This is a genomic window from Marinobacterium lutimaris (assembly GCF_900108065.1).
GTDB classification, from domain to species: Bacteria; Pseudomonadota; Gammaproteobacteria; order Pseudomonadales; family Balneatricaceae; genus Marinobacterium_D; species Marinobacterium_D lutimaris.
Genome location: NZ_FNVQ01000010.1, coordinates 1 through 15,566 on the forward strand (window position 1 = coordinate 1; position 15,566 = coordinate 15,566).

Consider the following 15,566-nt stretch of genomic DNA (forward strand, 5'->3'; position numbering starts at 1 on the left):
AACTGGCAGCGCCCCCATCAGTACAACGATGGAGTGCCGCCCGGGAAGGTAGAAGAAAAGCTTAACTTACTGTCCGGTATTCGTTGACCACTACAAAAGAGCGGATCAATGAGCATCGACTGACCCCGGGAGGGAAGTTGATCTATCAACGCCGCAAGGAAACCGTAGAAAGGAGTTTTGCGGACGCCAAGGAGCTGCACGGCTATCGTTATGCGCGATACCGAGGGCTGGATCGCGTCAGGGGGCAGTGTTTACTCGCTGCAACTGCCCAGAACATCAAGAAAATAGCGTTGCTCACGGCCTAATCCGAGCGCCATCCTTGCCTTGTCCTCTTGGGCACCACCGTGAATGAGGTTACAAGCCTCTCTAGTCCTGAGTCACCCACACGACACACCATCGAGTCCTGCAGATCAAAAGACTCGGCAGACCGTCATAAAACAAAACCCCGATCAAAATGACCGGGGTTTGTCAGTAACCTGAACGGACCACAAGGGTCCGTTTTTTATCGCTTACTGAACTCGAGGTTCAGATCGCGGAAATATTTTCAGCCTGAGGGCCTTTCTGGCCCTGAGTAACAGTGAACTGCACTTCTTGGCCTTCAGTCAGGTTTTTAAAGCCGGAGCCAGTAATCGCGCTAAAATGGGCGAATACATCCGGGCCACCGCCTTTCTGCTCGATAAAGCCAAAACCTTTAGTTTCGTTGAACCATTTAACGGTGCCAGTAGTAGACATAATAGTAATCTCGTTCAAAAAGTATTTAAACACTGCAGCTAAAATGCTGAACGTGTTCGATTAATGCTCTAAATAATACAAGGACTTATGAAAACAAAACGAGGTACATACGTTTAGGCAGGACGTCGAAAAGGTGCATAAATGCAGGTGTTACTCTCAAGCAAGTTCATCGTACGCTTATTAATAGCTTAAGGATAGGTTTATAAAATTTATTTTGGCATTCAAATATAAACCACATAGTTTTCAACTAGTTCGGCGACCTACGCACCACATATTCAACAATCGCTTCGGGCCGGCATGCGCTGGCCCTAATAGTCTGTTCGATACCAGCCTGTTCAGCTATAACAAGCGCACCATCCAACTCAAGTCCCAAGTAGCTGAGTAACTATCCAGTCGTGTTGGTGCCGCTGGTTAGCCCCGTATCATGGCCAGTCTGTGCCGCACCTGTGGGCTGACTGGCGTCGAGCCTTGAGTGCGCACCGCCGACCTGATGGAACAAATCCGATGCCTAATCAGTATCCTCGTCTGGTATCTTGCTGCCGTCATTACTTTACTCACGTTCAACTGATGGCTCAGGTGCCACTCCCTTGAGGTACTTGAACAGATCGCTGTCAGTCGACAGCACCAGCATAGTGTTCTGACCGATAATCGCCGGATAGGCTTGCAGGGTACGGGTGAATTCATACAGGGCGACGGCTTCCGGGCTTTGATTGTAGGCACTGGCGTAGATTTCGGTCGCTTTTGCATCGGCCTCGCCTCGAATCTCTTCAACCTCACGATAGGCCTCGGACTGGATTTTGTTCAGGTCGCGCTCCCGGTTGCCCCGGATTCGGGCGGCTTCACCATTCCCCTCTGACAGAAAACGTTCGGCGATCTGGCGTCGTTCACTGATCATTCGGTCATATATTTTCGGCCGCACGCTGGCGTTGTAATTTATCCGCTTGAAGCGGATATCGAGTAGCTCGATACCGAAGATACGGACCTTATTGGCGGCGGCTGTGAAGATTTCTCTTTCCACCTGTTCACGTCCCTTGTGAATTGGCACCAGCGCACCTATATCCATCTCCTGTTCGGCTGAGGTCAGCAGAGCATCGCGCAGAGGGACCCGCCCCTTGGTGGTGCGAATGATTTCGATAAGCTCATGCTTGGCAACCGCATTGCGGGTCTCGCTGCCCAGAATATCGTCAAGGCGAGACTGCGCACTGCGCTCATCACGCAAGCGTAAAAAATATTGCAAAGGATCGGTGATACGCCAGCGGGCAAAGAGGTCGACCGAGATATAGAGCTTGTCCTTGGTGGGCATATCCGATGGGTTGCCATCCCACTCGAGGATGCGTTTGTCGATCGAGTTGACGCTCTGAATGAAGGGCAGCTTGAACTTCAGCCCCGCCTCGGTCAAGGGCTCGCCGACCGGCTTACCGAACTGGGTGATAACCACTTGCTCACGCTCGCTGATGGTATAGGCCGCACTGAACATCAGATATCCCAACGCGGCTACGAGTGCCAGCAGAGTGACCGGTTTATTCATGCTCATGGCCGCTCTCCTGCCTGATTGCCGAGATTCAGCAGGGGCAGAATGCCGCCGACCTGTTCATCCACAATAATCTTGGTGCGAATGCCGGGCATCACGTCCTGCAAGGTCTCGATATAGATGCGCCGCAGAGTTACCTCTGGTGCCTTGCTGTACTCCGTCAACAGGGCATTGAAGCGGGCGACATCACCCTCGGCCTCGTTGATGCGCTTGAGCCGGTAACCGTCGGCTTCGCGAATACGCTGGTCCTTCTCCCCTTGTGCCAGAGGGATGACGCGGTTGTATTCGCGCCGAGCTTCATTGATGAGCCGCTCTTTTTCCTGCTGGGCCTGGTTTACCTCGTTGAACGAGTCCTGCACCGGCTCGGGTGGATTAATGTTTTTCAGCTGCACCTGGTCAATACTGATCCCCATGGCATATTTGCTGGCCAACCGCTGCATTTTGGCCAGTGACTCTGTCTCGATCTCCTGGCGACCAATGGTGATCACCTCATCGACCGTACGATCACCTACCACCTCGCGCATCACGGACTCGGACACTGCACGCAGGGTTGCGCCGGGCTCACGTACCTCGAACAAAAAGTTGAAAGGGTCCGAAATGCGGTATTGCACCACCCATTCCACCAGCGCGGCATTGAGGTCACCGGTAACCATTTGCGTCTCCCGCTTTTGGTCCTGTGGGCGCGGGCTTTGATAACGATCGGACGCACCCGGCGTGGTGAAGCCGAACTCCTGTTTGAGCTGACGTTTAACCGGTACGATGGTTACGTTGTCGATGCCAAGAGGAAACTTGAAGTGCAATCCCGGCGGTACCTCACCGATGTAGCGGCCAAACCGTTGCACCACGGCCACCGAATCGCTCGGCACGGTGTAATAGGCGGTCCACCCTGCCAGCCCAAGCAGCACCAATACCAGCAGCACTAGCGGGCCTTTGCGACCGCCTTTCGGGGCTGACTGTTTCACACCGCCCCATACCGCCTTGATCAAATCGTTCAGTTGGGCATGGGGGCTACTTTGGTTATTTGCTGCCATTGCCTTACCCTCTCTGATTATGTCAGCCGTGCCGGTGGTGCTCCTGGCCGCAAACATCAGTGGAGGTTCGCTGTCGATGGTGTTCCCAAACACTTATTCCCATCCGAAGTGGTGTCTGAGAGAGGTCACAAACAAGGCTGCAGGCATTCAACTTCAGTCTAGCAGTAAATGCTATTGCCAAGTGGTCATGCTCTAATTGGACGCTCTCATTCGTGAGTCGGCTCACGCGTTGTCCCAGATGCAGGCAACCACATTAAGAAGGCAAGACCCGCCACTGCTGAAAAGAGGGATGCGAGGAAAATACCCAGTTTGGCACTGTCAATCAGACTGTTGCCGAAAGACATGTTCGCAATAAATAGCGCCATGGTGAACCCGATTCCTGCGAGTAGGCTGCCGCCAGCCAGTGAACGCCAGCTGAGCTCCTGGGGCCGAGTTGCAATATGTAAACGTATGGCAAGCCAACAAAACAACAGGATGCCAACTGGCTTACCCAGTACGAAACCGGTAAAAACAGCCAGAGTGACAGAAAAATCAAGGTCATCCAACGTCAGCGTCAACCCGGCATTGGCAAATGCGAAGAGGGGCATAATGACGAACGCTACCCAAGGATGTAGCCTGATCTCCAGGCGCTCCACTGGCGAAAGCGACTCTCGGGCCGCAACCTCTGCAACCTGTAAGGTATGTCTATCTTTTGTGGCCAGACTGCTTTCGCTGCTGACGGGGTGTGCAACAACCTGGCTCAATATTGCATATAAACGCGTATCACTGACCCATCGGCGAGCGGGTGTCATCAAGCCAAATATCACGCCAGTGATGGTCGCGTGAATGCCGGACGCATCGACTGCAAGCCAGGTAAGCCCACCCACTAAAAAATAGAGTGCGAAACCACGAAAACCTAACGCAGCCATGACGCGTATTGCCAACATCCCAAGCGCTGCAACTGCCAACGTACTCCAGACAATACTGTTACTGTAGCCAATGGCCACGACAAGAATGGCACCAATATCGTCAAAGATCGCCAGAGACAGCATGAATACGCGTAAACTTTTAGCTACCCTAGGACCAATCAGTGCCAGGCAACCGATCACAAATGCTGTATCAGTGGCCATGACAGTACCCCACCCATACTGCCCGGGTTGCCCTGATTGCAGCACAACGTAAATCAAGGCCGGGACGATCATACCGCCCAAAGCGGCTGAAATTGATAAAGCCGCCGCTCCAGGTCTGTGCAATTCTCCGAGTACCAGCTCGCGTTTAAGCTCCAAGGCGACAAGAAAGAAAAACAGCGTCATCAAACTATCGTTGATCCATTCACGCAGTGAACGGGCAAACTCGAATGTGCCAAACTGAAAGCCTAATGATGTTTCCCAGAAGTGCTCAAACGGCCCCGCCAAGGGTGAGTTAGACAGGACCAGTGCGGTAATAGTAAAAAACAAAAGTATGGCTCCGCTTGCAGACTGAATCTGCAAGAAACGCACAAACGGTTTCGTCAGCCGGTCGAGAAATTCCGTTGGTAACCGTGTGTCTTCCGTATGATCTTGCTGATGTTGTTGCCTGGCCAACTTGGAATTCCCAATAAGGAGTTAACCCAACTATAGAAGGTATTAACCGTTCGTAGTTAAAAACGATGAGTCAAGTAAACGAGACGCGTCACACGAATGACCTTTCACGCTCCGCTACAAAAGAACGTTCGGAGCAATATGCCAGTACCGGGATCAAGGACCCGGCTGCCGCAGACAGACTATGATATAAGTGCACTAGCCGCAGCCGATACAATCAATACGTTTCCAGAGAAGACGCTGCTGGCCTATGCCGACCATGGCAAAGCCGATGCCGAGCTTGCCGCCCAACTACAACGCGAGCGTGTTCAGGCTTTTGCCAACTCCTGGCACGCCCTGTTGGACTGTCTTGCCCGAAAAAGCGTTGCAATGAACCCGTCTGTTTAGACAGATGATTACGAACTCTGGCTGAAACGCATTGTTCATTCAAGGAGAACCCTATGCTTGTAACATTTACCACTGAGGCCTCTGCAGACATCACCATGTTTGGGGATGTTGCCCTCACACTGCTGAAAATGATGGGGCACAGCGACACTGTGCCCGGTGCAATTCTTGCAGCCGATGTGCCTGAAGCTTTGCAAAAGCTAACTCTCGCGGTAGAGGCAGAAGATACGTCGCAGCCTATTGAAGAAGATGATGATTGGAACGCCCCCCCGGTGAGTCTGTCAAATCGTGCACTGCCTCTTATTGAGCTTCTCACTGCCGCGTCAAAGGCGGGCGCGAACGTAATGTGGAAATGAAAAATTGATCGCATCGGTTTATCCGGGACCATGTTGATATATCAACTATATGACCGAGATCAAAAAGGCAGTCTGAGCATCGATGTTTGTGATTACAACTTGGTGTCAAATTTTCTGCTCGCACTGCTGGAACAGCACGTTGATTTTACGCAGGTCAAGGTCGTCGGCCATCGCGTAGTGCATGGCATGCAACACGCTGCCCCCCAATTAGTTAGGGAAACGGGATGGAGGAGTCCATACATTGGGCCAGCGCCTGCAGGAACTTAAGGATAACCGAAAATGAACATGGTCCGTAATCGTCAATAGAAACTGGCGTGTCCTTTTCAGATTCGACGGAAAAGATGCGGGGCTAGATAATTATGAGTGATTATCACTGATGACCATGCATGGTTCTGCTCACCCAGGCGAGATTTTAAAAGAGCTGGTTATTGAACCCCCTAGAGCTCACGATTACTGACGTTTCAGAACATCTTGGTGTCAGCCGAAAGGCACTATCAAAAGTGTTAAACGATAAAGGATCTGTAACGCCTTACACTTTCCAAGGTCGCTTAGTTAAGTCATCTCCCCTCTGAAGCTGCTAATGATGTTTGCAGCGCAGAAAGGTTAGCTGACGCGGGGCGATGTTGAGCTTGGTGGAGTCTAATCCCTTACACTGCGAACAGGAAGTGGCCTTTGGGTCCGCAGCTTTATCAGCCGAGATTGCCCGGATGAACCAGAGCATTAAGACCCCCGTCGACGAGGGCCTGGGTTAGCAGGGTGCGAATGGCACTGGCCTGCTCGAGTTTAAGCGACTGCCGCAGCAGGGCTCTGGCCCTTTTCCGGGTAAAGGAATTGATCGCCCACTTGATTCGCGGCAGGTCGCCGGCGCTCAGGCTGAGACTGCTGACCCCCATACCGATCAACAGCAGCGCCACGGCAGGGTCGCCAGCCGCCTCGCCGCAGACACTAACCGGTATGCCGCATCGCTTGCCGGCCCGGATGATGCGAAGCAACGCTTGAATCACGGCCGGATGGAGGGCATCGAACCAGCGCGCGACACGCTCATTGTTGCGGTCGACCGCGAGCAGGTACTGAGTCAGATCGTTGGTGCCGATCGACAGAAAGTCCACCCGCCTGGCCAGCGCCTCGACCTGGAAGACGGCAGATGGCACCTCGATCATCGCACCCAACCGCGGCTGCGTAACACTATGTCCCTCCTGCTCCAGCTCCTGACGAGCGCGTTGTATCAGTATCAGAGCCTCGTCCAGATCTTCGACCCGGCTGATCATAGGCAACAACAGGCTCAGGTTGTTCAACCCGCTGCTGGCTCTGAGCATGGCCCGGATCTGGGTTAGAAACATCTCGGGATGATCGAGCGAAATGCGGATGCCGCGCCACCCCAGGAACGGATTCGTTTCCTGTACAGGAAAATAGGTCAGCGGCTTGTCGCCGCCAATATCCAGCGTCCGCAGTGTCACGGGGCGAGGGTGAAAGGTGTGGAGTATCTTTCGGTAAAGGGTGTACTGCTCTTCTTCGGTCGGAAAGCTGTCCCGTACCATGAAGGGATATTCGGTACGGTACAGACCGATGCCTTCGGAGCCTGCTGCAAGCGATGGATTAAGATCGGACAGCAAACCGGCGTTGGTATAGAGCGGGATTCTGAAACCATCGGGCGTTTGCGCCGTTTGGTCGCGCAGGTGATGGAGCTTCTTCGACAGTCTGCGTTCGCGCGCGGCAATGCTAAGGTATTCCCGTTTCAGGTTAGCATCGGGTTCGATATAGAGCCGTCCCTCATAGCCGTCGACAATCAGAGACTTGCCGTGAAGACTGTTGAGAGGGAGGGTGTCGGCAAGGCCCATTACCGCTGGGATACCCATGGAACGCGCCAGAATTGCCAAGTGTGAAAGCCTCGAACCGTGCCCCGAGATCACCGCCACCAGATGCGCGCCCTTAACCGCGGCCAGATCCAGAGGGCTAAGGTCCTCACCGACGAGTATCGTACGTGCGCGATAACGCTCCTCAACCGGTTTCAGATTCTGCAGCTCAGTGAGTAATGCACGACCAATATCGCGAATATCCTCGGCTCTTTCCCTGAGATAAGGGTCCTCCATCGCTTCGAAATAGCGAGCATGTTCCTGGATACTGTCGCGCAAGGCGCCGGCTGCCCAGTTGCCAGTACGAATGCCGGCCAGCGTGCTCGTGACCAGTTCATCACTGCGAGCAATCATGGCGTAGGCGCGAAACAGTGTCCGATCCTCAGCCGTTAGCCCCCCTCCTTGCTCCTCGGCTATCCGGTCGAGCTCGCCAGCAACATGACTGACGGCAGCCTGAAAGAGTGCGATCTCGGCGTCGATATCGGTTACATCCCGATTAGGAATCTGGGCGAGTTCCGAGCTGACGTAGACGACATGTCCGGTACCAGTGGCGATACCCGGTGCACCCATGACCCCCTCGAAAAAAGGTGCGGATGGCACTTCGCCGGAAACGCTGGCGTTGATGAGGCTGCGGGCTTTGGCCAGTTGGATGCCGCCTGCGATCTGCGCCGCCAGGGTCGCCATTGATGCCTGCTCGGGTTCGCTGAACCGGGATTTCGCCGATTGTTGCACGACCATTACACCCAGCAGGACGCCCTGATGCATGATGGGGACACCCAGGTAGCCTTGGCAGTTGGTTTTCTGGTGAGCTGACAATGCACCGCTATCGCAGAGGTTGACCGGTTCCGAACGCTCAGCCACGAGGTTCGCCAGAGCGTCGGCGAATGTGTGCTGCAACGGGGGGCTGGCATGAGCTACGAGGCCGTCGCTGGCCATCAGCCGCTGCATTTCCGGCCGTGCGGGGTCTGAGAGATAGAGCAGGCAGATGTCGACCTGAAAAACATTGCGCACGTCCTGAACGATACCCTGCAGGGCACTATCGAGGTCCGGGGCTGCCCCGAGGCTCTGGACGATGGCATCAAAACGGGTCGTCAGAGAACGCGAGGCCGGTTTTCGAATCATGATTCTCTCCCAGGAAACAGCAGCAGTACGGCGCCGCCAGCGGCCTGAATGTGCAGAAAATGGCTAAATGATAGGAGCAGCCTATTCACGTAGGCCGGCGGCAGTAGAGTAACCGGTGTCTCAGGCTGCGGATCACTGGTCATGAGGTGTACTCAGTCGGTCGGCGAACATAGCTCTCTGCTTGCCTGTGTCCGACCTGGAGCGCTGGCGCTCAGGAATCAGATGCGCCCACACGGCAGCAGTCGGTCATACTCACGCTTGACCACCTCATAACATTCGCAGGTTCTGGCTTCCATGCCGGCCCGATCCACAATGGTGATATGGCCGCGATGGTAATGGATCAGGCCCGCCGCCTGCAGTTTGCCGGCGGCTGCGGTAACACCTTCGCGGCGCACTCCTAGCATGTTGGCGATCAGTTCTTGGGTCATCAGTAACTCGTCAGATGGTAGCCGGTCACGGCTCAGCAGCAGCCAGCGGCAGAGTTGCTGGTCAAGCGTGTGATGCCGGTTGCACACCGCGGTCTGCGCCATCTGGGTCAGCAGTGCCTGGGTGTAGCGCAGCAGCAGATGTTGTAGCTCGATCGAGTTATCAAACTCCCGCTTCAGCAGTTGGCCCGGCAACCGGTAGGCGTAGCCAGCACTTTGCACCACGGCGCGATTGGGCATGGTTTCGCCGCCCATGAACAGGGCAATGCCGATGATGCCCTCACGGCCGATCACCGCGACTTCGGCCGAAGCGCCATCGAGCATGACGTAGAGCAGGGAGACGATGGCGTCGGTGGGGAAATACACGTGGCGCAGTTCGTGACCGGACTCGTAGAGCACGTAACCGAGCGGCAGCGTGACCCGTTCCAGATGCGGACTGATGCGTGCATATTCATCCTCTGGCAACGCGGCGAGCAGGTGGTTCTGTCGCGGGTCAACAGGGGGCGGGGCATCATGAAGGGTCGGCACGGTCGATCTCCTGTTTAGCTCGCTCGCCATGCTCGGGGCCTCTTGGCTGACGTGGCGTCTTCAAAGAGTGATCACCTACCAATATAGACACATTTTCCGGGCAGGTTGCCGAGGATGACCCATAAGCGAATCAGCGAAGGAGTGTTCGCCTACCCGGTACCCCCTACGGATCGATTCGGTTTTTAGGCGTTTGTCTTCGACCGCAAGTGCCAACCCATTACGGTGGCGTATGGCAAGTATTCGCGGGTTTTTGCGGCGATGCTGAGGTCATCTGCGGCGTTGTTTTAGTCCTATGATCAGCGAAACGACAAACAATATGACAAAGAAAACAAACAGAATTCTGATGATCTCGACAGCACCTGCGACTATACCGGTAAAGCCCAGTAACCCAGCGACCAGCGCGACAATGAAAAATACAACGGCGTAATACAGCATGGTGTTTCCTCCCGCCTGGGGTGAACAACGGAGCAGCACGTGAGCCCGTGCTGCTACCCATCATCACCGCTAGGATCGTTCAATCCGGGGATCGCGTCTGTGCGCAAACGCACATACCGTGGTTTCGCTGACGAAGCCGATATCGGTAGGGTGAGGCTCTAACGCGTCGACTCCAGGAACTGGGCGTAGAGCGACTGGTCGAGACGCAGACAGCTGCAGGCCGATGCCTCCAGGCCGCCACGGTCGAGAATCCTGATATCACCGCGGTGGTAGCGGATCAATTTGCGCCGTTGCAGCATGCTGGCCGCCTTGGTGATGCCGACACGACGTACGCCCAGAATTTGGGCCAGGAGTTCGTGGGTGACATGAAAGCAGTCCGAGTGCGCCCGATCCTGCGCCAGCAGCAGCCAGCGGGCAAGTCGTGCCTCCAGCAGATGGAAACGGTTGCAGGCCGCAGCCTGCGCTAGTTGGCCCAGCATTACATAGAGATAGCGTTTCAGCAGATGTTGCCATGCGGCACTTCGTTTGAGTTCGCGGCAAAACGGCGCGGTCTCCATACGCAGTGCCTGGCCCGGGCCCAGAACGCTGGCGTGAAGCAGCGGCAGATCCACGCCGAGTAGCAACGAAAAGCCCATCATCCCTTCATCCCCAACCAGCATCACTCCCAGGCGTGAGCCCTTGTTCATCATTGTCGTCAGGGACAGGAAGCTTTCGGTCGGGAAGTACACATGTGCCAGGGGAGTGCCAGGCTCAGCCAGCATTTCGCCGAAGGTCAGCGTGATCGGCTCGCAACCGGCCATAAAGCGCTGTCGCTCCGGGCCAGGCAAGGCTGCGATCAGTCGATTGACGGCAGTAGATGAGTTCGTGGTCGGCACTTCTTTTCCTCGGTCTGGCACAGACATCAAGCGGTAAGGCTTGTGATCGAAATGTCACGTGCGCTAGCGCCCGCTGACAGTTAGGTGTCCATCTGAGCTTGACGTCAAAGAAGAGGGGCGTCTGGGCGCTAGCGCACATATGGCGCCGGTATTTGGTCCGGTTACGAATAATGCACCACCGTCCGCGCTGCAAAGGACAGTTTTCTCTCGCTTATGAGCGCTAGCGTACAGAAGCCGGTTCGGAATCGCGGGACGATGGAGACAATCTAATGCAGGAGACTTGCCATGAAACGAAGCTTTAACATGCAGCCGTTCAACCGGGCTGGCGCTGCAGTCGGGCTGATCTGTGCCCTGACACTGGCAGGGTGCGAAACGATGAGCCGCCCGTCCCATTCATCCGGCAACTATAGCAGCAGTAGTTACAACAGCAACTATGACGATAGTCGCTATGGCTATCGCAATCAGAACAACCAGCCGACCATCTATTCCGGCTATGGCGTTGTGCAGGCAATCGAACTGGTGCGCCAGGGCAGTCAAGGCGACCAGGGCGGTGTAGGCCTGGGAGCGATCGCCGGTGCTGTCGTGGGCGGCGTGGTTGGCCATCAGGTCGGCAAGGGCAGAGGTAATACCGCTGCGACGATCATCGGAGCTGTCGGCGGCGCCTATCTCGGCAACGAGCTGGAAAATCGGCAACAGCAGCAGATCACCGAGGCCTATAGGGTAACCGTGCGCATGGAGAACAGAACCACTCAAACCCTGCTGTTAAGCAATAATCCGGGCTTCCGCGTCGGTGACCGGGTCAATATCAGCAATGGCGTCATGGAGCGTTATTAAACGCATCCGAACGCACTGAGAGCTATCAAGAGGTAACCCCATGAACAAGATGCAAGGTTTAACGCTACGTATCGTGGCAGTTGTAATGCTAATCGGCTTGGCAGGCTGCGCCGGGATGTCGAGACAAGAGCAGAACACGGCGATAGGTGCCGGTGTCGGCGCCGTCGGTGGTTCTATCCTGACCGGTGGCAGCACGACCGGCACTCTTGGCGGTGCCGCAGTTGGCGGCTTTATCGGCCACGAAATCGACAAATGACAACCTGCAGCGATACGGCGGCCTTTATGACAGCCATATCGCTACGACCCGAATCACCAGGACGAGGAGATAAATAATCATGAAACGACTACAGACCGTTGGGGCGACCCTGATCATGGGCGTGTTACTGGTTGCGACGTCCGGTTGCGGCAAAGAGGAGGGGCCCGCCGAGCATGCCGGCAAGGAGATCGATAAAGCCATGGAGCAAACCAGCGAATACGCCAAAAATGCAGCGGATCAAATCGGAAATCAGCTCGATCAAGCCGGTGAACATATTCAGGATGCGGCCAAGGACGACAACGGAGGCAACTGATCTTGGCCTTGGCCATTGTCGTTCTCCGGGGGCGAGAGCCTTCTCACAATAAGCCGCTAGACTGAAGGAAAAGCTACCGGGCCAATCGGCCCGCATAGACGAATAACGGGAGGCTGGCGTGATGGGCGATCGATTAAGGTTCTATATTCGCCGCATCCGGGAACGGCTATGGGTCAGGCCATTGACGATGGGCGTGCTCTCCGTCGCCGTTGTGTTCCTGGCCAAGATGGCGGACACCGGCGTCATCGGGCGGCATCTGCCGCTGGTGACCCAGGCCTCGGTTGAAACGCTGCTTGCCATCATCTCAGCCAGCATGTTGGTGATTGCCACCTTTGCCGTGGCCTCGATGGTCGCCGCCTATGCCTCGGCCAGCAGTACCGCGACCCCGCGCTCCTTCTCCCTGATCATCGCAGACGACATCTCCCAGAACGCGCTGTCGACCTTCATCGGCGCCTTTATCTTCAGCATCGTGGCGCTGATTGCCCTGAAAAACGGCTACTACGATAGAGCCGGTCGCTTTGCCCTGTTCGTCATCACTGTGCTGATCCTTGCCATGGTGATCCTGACGTTTGTGCGCTGGGTCGATTGCATTGCCCGTCTGGGGCGGCTCACGAGCACCGTGGAGAAAGTGGAAGCGGTGACGGCCGCGGCCCTGCAGCGGCGCCGCCGTATACCGCATCTGCGTGGTACCCCTGCAGATGGCACGCAGTACCGGGGACAGGCGGTCTACGGCAAGTCGATTGGTTATGTCCAGCGTATCGAGATCACGGCATTGCAGGCCTATGCCGAAAAAACGGGGTTACGGATCCAGGTGGCGGCGTTGCCCGGTGCGTTTTCGGCACCGGGCCGGGCGTTGGCCTATATCACTGTGGACCAAAGCGCGCGGGTAGATTTCGATCAGGCCCCCATCGCACAGGCGTTTGTGATCGGTGTGCACCGGGAGTTCGACGAGGATCCCCGCTTCGGTCTGGTGGTGCTGTCCGAAATCGCCAGCCGGGCACTGTCACCGGCGGTCAATGATCCGGGCACGGCGATCGGCATTATCGGGTCCTTCCTGCGACTGTTTGCGCTCTGGGCCGAGCCAGTCAATCACGACGACCTCCATGAGTCCGACTGCGATCGCGTGGCGGTGCCGGAGATAGCCGTACGCGACATGTTTGATGACGCGTTCACAGCCATCGCGCGCGCCGGCGCCGGCACCATCGAAGTTGCCGGTCGGCTGCAGAAGGCGTTTGCATCCCTGGCCACGCTGGACGACGCCGCGATGCGGGAAGCTGCCACACAGCACTCCCGCCTGGCCCTCGCCCGGTCGGAAGGGGTGCTTGTGCTGGCGGACGATATGGAGGCGATCCGGCGCTTGGCCACCTTCGCCCTTTCGGTTCAGCCAGGTGTGGCCAAAAGATGACAAGGAGTCATGCCGTGGTATCGAACCAGGTTTCGCAAAAGAGCAGTGATTACGCCAATACCGGGGTGGTGGTTTCGGTGCGTGGCAGCGTGGTGGATATCCGCTTCGACCGGCATTTGCCGCCGATCTACTCGCTGCTGCGTGCCGGCGATGAGCAGCAGGTCGTGATCGAAGTGCTGGCGCAGCGCGACGCGGCGCATGTGCGCGGCATCGCCCTGACGCCGACCCAGGGTCTGGCCCGCGGAATGCTCGTACATGACAGCGGTAGGCCGCTGCACGCGCCGGTCGGGAAAGGCATTGTGTCGCGCATGTTCGATGTGTTTGGCAATACCATCGACCGTGAAGGTGCTCTGGCCGATGTCGAATGGCGTTCGGTGCATCGGTCGCCGCCGCGACTGGCGCGACGCTCTACCCGTGCTGAAGTGTTCGAAACCGGCATCAAGGTGATCGACGTACTGCTGCCGTTGGAGCGCGGAGGCAAGGCGGGTCTGTTCGGTGGGGCCGGGGTGGGCAAGACGGTGCTGCTGACCGAGATGATCCACAACATGATCGGACACCACGAGGGGATCAGCATCTTCTGTGGCATCGGCGAGCGCTGTCGAGAGGGCGAGGAACTCTATCGCGAGATGAAGGCAGCGGGAGTGCTGCCCAACATGGTGATGATCTTCGGCCAGATGAATGAACCGCCGGGCAGTCGGTTTCGTGTCGGTCATGCCGCGCTGACCATGGCCGAGTATTTCCGCGACGACGAACACCGCGACGTGTTACTGCTGGTCGATAACATCTTTCGTTTCATCCAGGCGGGCATGGAGGTGTCGGGCCTGATGGGACAGATGCCCTCGCGGCTGGGCTATCAGCCGACCCTGGGCACCGAACTCTCGCAACTGGAGGAGCGTATCGCCAATACAGACTCCGGCGCGATCACCTCGATCCAGGCGGTGTACGTACCGGCGGACGATTTCACAGATCCGGCCGCCGTGCATACCTTCTCACATCTGTCGGCCTCCATCGTGCTGTCGCGCAAACGGGCAAGCGAAGGGTTGTATCCGTCCATCGACCCGCTGCAATCAAGCTCCAAAATGGCGACGCCGGGGATTGTCGGCGAACGCCACTACCGCCTGGCGCAAGAGATACGACGGACCCTCGCGCAATATGAGCAACTCAAGGACATCATCGCCATGCTTGGCCTGGAGCAGCTGTCGACGGAAGACCGCAAGGTGGTTGCCCGCGCCCGGCGGCTTGAGCGTTTTCTTACCCAGCCCTTTTTCGCCACCGAACAGTTCAGCGGCCTGAAAGGAAAGCTCGTCAGCCTGGAGGCGTCGCTGGATGGATGCGAGCGTATCCTGCGCGATGAGTTCGAAGACTATCCGGAGAGCGCGCTGTACATGATCGGTGCGGTGGACGAGGCACAACAGAAAAAAAACCGCGGTTGCGGCGCCCGCCGCTAGCGACCCCGCGGGGGAGGAGAAAGATGTCACCGATGCAGATGAACCTTAAGGTACTGCTGCCATACGGTATTTTCGCCGATAAAGCCGGCGTGTTGCGCATCGTGGCGGAAACCCGGGCAGGCGCGTTCGGGCTGCTGCCGCACCGCCTGGACTGCGTGGCGGCGCTGGTGCCGGGGATACTGATTTACGAAACAGAGACAGACGGCGAACAGTTCGTCGCCGTGGATGAGGGCGTACTGGTCAAGGCGGGGGCGGAGGTGTTCGTTTCGGTACGTCACGCACAGACCGGGGCTGATCTGAAGCAGCTGCGCCACCAGGTGGAGCAGGAGTTTCTGACCCTGGATGCGCAGGAGCAGAACCTGCGCTCGGTGATGGCGAAGCTTGAAAGCGGCTTCTTGCGGCGTTTTGCGAGCTTTGAACATGAATAACGCACCGCAAGCCCCATCGCTGGAGCGATGGCGTATCTGGCGGCTAAAGAG

General features: G+C 56.7%; 15 protein-coding genes and 1 pseudogene. 8 read left to right on the forward strand and 8 right to left on the reverse strand.

All coding sequences use genetic code 11. The features are described from left to right. Nucleotides 1-80: 80 nt before the first annotated feature. Nucleotides 81-305: pseudogene (locus C4S72_RS24715) on the forward strand (transposase); the annotation flags it as partial. Nucleotides 306-525: 220 nt separating this feature from the next. Here C4S72_RS24715 and C4S72_RS24720 read toward each other — a convergent pair. From C4S72_RS24720 to nhaA, 4 genes are all read right to left on the reverse strand, one after another. After that, nucleotides 526-735 (reverse strand): cold-shock protein, encoded by a 210-nt coding sequence (locus tag C4S72_RS24720; RefSeq protein ID WP_327332992.1) that lies wholly within the window; start codon nucleotides 733-735, stop codon nucleotides 526-528. A 547-nt stretch (nucleotides 736-1,282) separates the two neighbouring features. Next, nucleotides 1,283-2,266 carry a protease modulator HflC gene (gene hflC / locus C4S72_RS24725; RefSeq protein ID WP_104005886.1) on the reverse strand — a complete coding sequence of 328 codons (984 nt, stop codon included), beginning with the start codon at nucleotides 2,264-2,266 and terminating at the stop codon, nucleotides 1,283-1,285. After that, entirely contained in the window at nucleotides 2,263-3,294 is a 1,032-nt protein-coding gene (gene hflK / locus C4S72_RS24730) for an FtsH protease activity modulator HflK (RefSeq protein WP_104005946.1), read from the reverse strand. Before hflK ends, hflC begins: the two co-directional genes overlap by 4 nt. Before the next feature lie 206 nt (nucleotides 3,295-3,500). Next, nucleotides 3,501-4,856 carry a Na+/H+ antiporter NhaA gene (gene nhaA / locus C4S72_RS24735; protein WP_104005887.1) on the reverse strand — a complete coding sequence of 452 codons (1,356 nt, stop codon included), beginning with the start codon at nucleotides 4,854-4,856 and terminating at the stop codon, nucleotides 3,501-3,503. A 437-nt stretch (nucleotides 4,857-5,293) separates the two neighbouring features. Between nhaA and C4S72_RS24740 the strand changes: the two genes are divergently transcribed. Then, on the forward strand, nucleotides 5,294-5,593 hold the full coding sequence (locus C4S72_RS24740) for a DUF1840 domain-containing protein (protein ID WP_104005888.1): 300 nt from the start codon (nucleotides 5,294-5,296) through the stop codon (nucleotides 5,591-5,593). Between the two features lie 689 nt (nucleotides 5,594-6,282). Here C4S72_RS24740 and ptsP read toward each other — a convergent pair. The 4 genes from ptsP to C4S72_RS24765 all read right to left on the reverse strand — a co-directional run bounded on the left by ptsP (nucleotide 6,283) and on the right by C4S72_RS24765 (nucleotide 10,831). Beyond that, nucleotides 6,283-8,568 (reverse strand): phosphoenolpyruvate--protein phosphotransferase, encoded by a 2,286-nt coding sequence (gene ptsP / locus C4S72_RS24750; RefSeq protein WP_104005889.1) that lies wholly within the window; start codon nucleotides 8,566-8,568, stop codon nucleotides 6,283-6,285. Between the two features lie 218 nt (nucleotides 8,569-8,786). Then, nucleotides 8,787-9,521, reverse strand: coding sequence for a Crp/Fnr family transcriptional regulator (locus C4S72_RS24755; protein ID WP_235009263.1), 735 nt, complete (start codon nucleotides 9,519-9,521; stop codon nucleotides 8,787-8,789). Between the two features lie 267 nt (nucleotides 9,522-9,788). Beyond that, nucleotides 9,789-9,956 (reverse strand): DUF1328 domain-containing protein, encoded by a 168-nt coding sequence (locus C4S72_RS24760; protein ID WP_104005891.1) that lies wholly within the window; start codon nucleotides 9,954-9,956, stop codon nucleotides 9,789-9,791. A 158-nt stretch (nucleotides 9,957-10,114) separates the two neighbouring features. Then, nucleotides 10,115-10,831, reverse strand: a complete 717-nt coding sequence (locus C4S72_RS24765; protein ID WP_235009264.1) for a Crp/Fnr family transcriptional regulator — start codon at nucleotides 10,829-10,831, stop codon at nucleotides 10,115-10,117. Nucleotides 10,832-11,116: 285 nt separating this feature from the next. Here C4S72_RS24765 and C4S72_RS24770 point away from each other — a divergent pair, with 285 nt between their 5' ends. From C4S72_RS24770 to C4S72_RS24795, 6 genes are all read left to right on the forward strand, one after another. Next, a complete protein-coding gene (locus C4S72_RS24770) occupies nucleotides 11,117-11,665 on the forward strand; it encodes a glycine zipper 2TM domain-containing protein (protein WP_104005893.1) in 549 nt (182 codons plus the stop codon). Nucleotides 11,666-11,705: 40 nt separating this feature from the next. Then, nucleotides 11,706-11,921 (forward strand): glycine zipper 2TM domain-containing protein, encoded by a 216-nt coding sequence (locus C4S72_RS24775; protein ID WP_104005894.1) that lies wholly within the window; start codon nucleotides 11,706-11,708, stop codon nucleotides 11,919-11,921. Nucleotides 11,922-12,000: 79 nt separating this feature from the next. Next, complete coding sequence (locus tag C4S72_RS24780; RefSeq protein ID WP_104005895.1) at nucleotides 12,001-12,234, forward strand: hypothetical protein; 234 nt, start codon at nucleotides 12,001-12,003, stop codon at nucleotides 12,232-12,234. 121 nt (nucleotides 12,235-12,355) lie between these two features. Next, nucleotides 12,356-13,639 (forward strand): DUF2254 domain-containing protein, encoded by a 1,284-nt coding sequence (locus C4S72_RS24785; protein ID WP_104005896.1) that lies wholly within the window; start codon nucleotides 12,356-12,358, stop codon nucleotides 13,637-13,639. Beyond that, nucleotides 13,636-15,087, forward strand: coding sequence for a F0F1 ATP synthase subunit beta (atpD, locus tag C4S72_RS24790; RefSeq protein ID WP_104005897.1), 1,452 nt, complete (start codon nucleotides 13,636-13,638; stop codon nucleotides 15,085-15,087). The genes C4S72_RS24785 and atpD overlap by 4 nt, the downstream gene beginning before the upstream one ends. A gap of 23 nt (nucleotides 15,088-15,110) precedes the next feature. Continuing rightward, nucleotides 15,111-15,515 (forward strand): F0F1 ATP synthase subunit epsilon, encoded by a 405-nt coding sequence (locus tag C4S72_RS24795; RefSeq protein WP_235009265.1) that lies wholly within the window; start codon nucleotides 15,111-15,113, stop codon nucleotides 15,513-15,515. Nucleotides 15,516-15,566: the final 51 nt, after the last annotated feature.

Coding starts and splice junctions, on each gene's coding strand:
- C4S72_RS24775 (WP_104005894.1), top strand. CDS start 11,706: ATGAACAAGATGCAAGGTTTAACGCTACGTATCGTGGCAGTTGTAATG.
- C4S72_RS24740 (WP_104005888.1), top strand. CDS start 5,294: ATGCTTGTAACATTTACCACTGAGGCCTCTGCAGACATCACCATGTTT.
- C4S72_RS24780 (WP_104005895.1), top strand. CDS start 12,001: ATGAAACGACTACAGACCGTTGGGGCGACCCTGATCATGGGCGTGTTA.
- C4S72_RS24785 (WP_104005896.1), top strand. CDS start 12,356: ATGGGCGATCGATTAAGGTTCTATATTCGCCGCATCCGGGAACGGCTA.
- C4S72_RS24795 (WP_235009265.1), top strand. CDS start 15,111: ATGTCACCGATGCAGATGAACCTTAAGGTACTGCTGCCATACGGTATT.
- hflK (WP_104005946.1), bottom strand. CDS start 3,294: ATGGCAGCAAATAACCAAAGTAGCCCCCATGCCCAACTGAACGATTTG.
- hflC (WP_104005886.1), bottom strand. CDS start 2,266: ATGAGCATGAATAAACCGGTCACTCTGCTGGCACTCGTAGCCGCGTTG.
- ptsP (WP_104005889.1), bottom strand. CDS start 8,568: ATGATTCGAAAACCGGCCTCGCGTTCTCTGACGACCCGTTTTGATGCC.
- C4S72_RS24770 (WP_104005893.1), top strand. CDS start 11,117: ATGAAACGAAGCTTTAACATGCAGCCGTTCAACCGGGCTGGCGCTGCA.
- C4S72_RS24760 (WP_104005891.1), bottom strand. CDS start 9,956: ATGCTGTATTACGCCGTTGTATTTTTCATTGTCGCGCTGGTCGCTGGG.
- atpD (WP_104005897.1), top strand. CDS start 13,636: ATGACAAGGAGTCATGCCGTGGTATCGAACCAGGTTTCGCAAAAGAGC.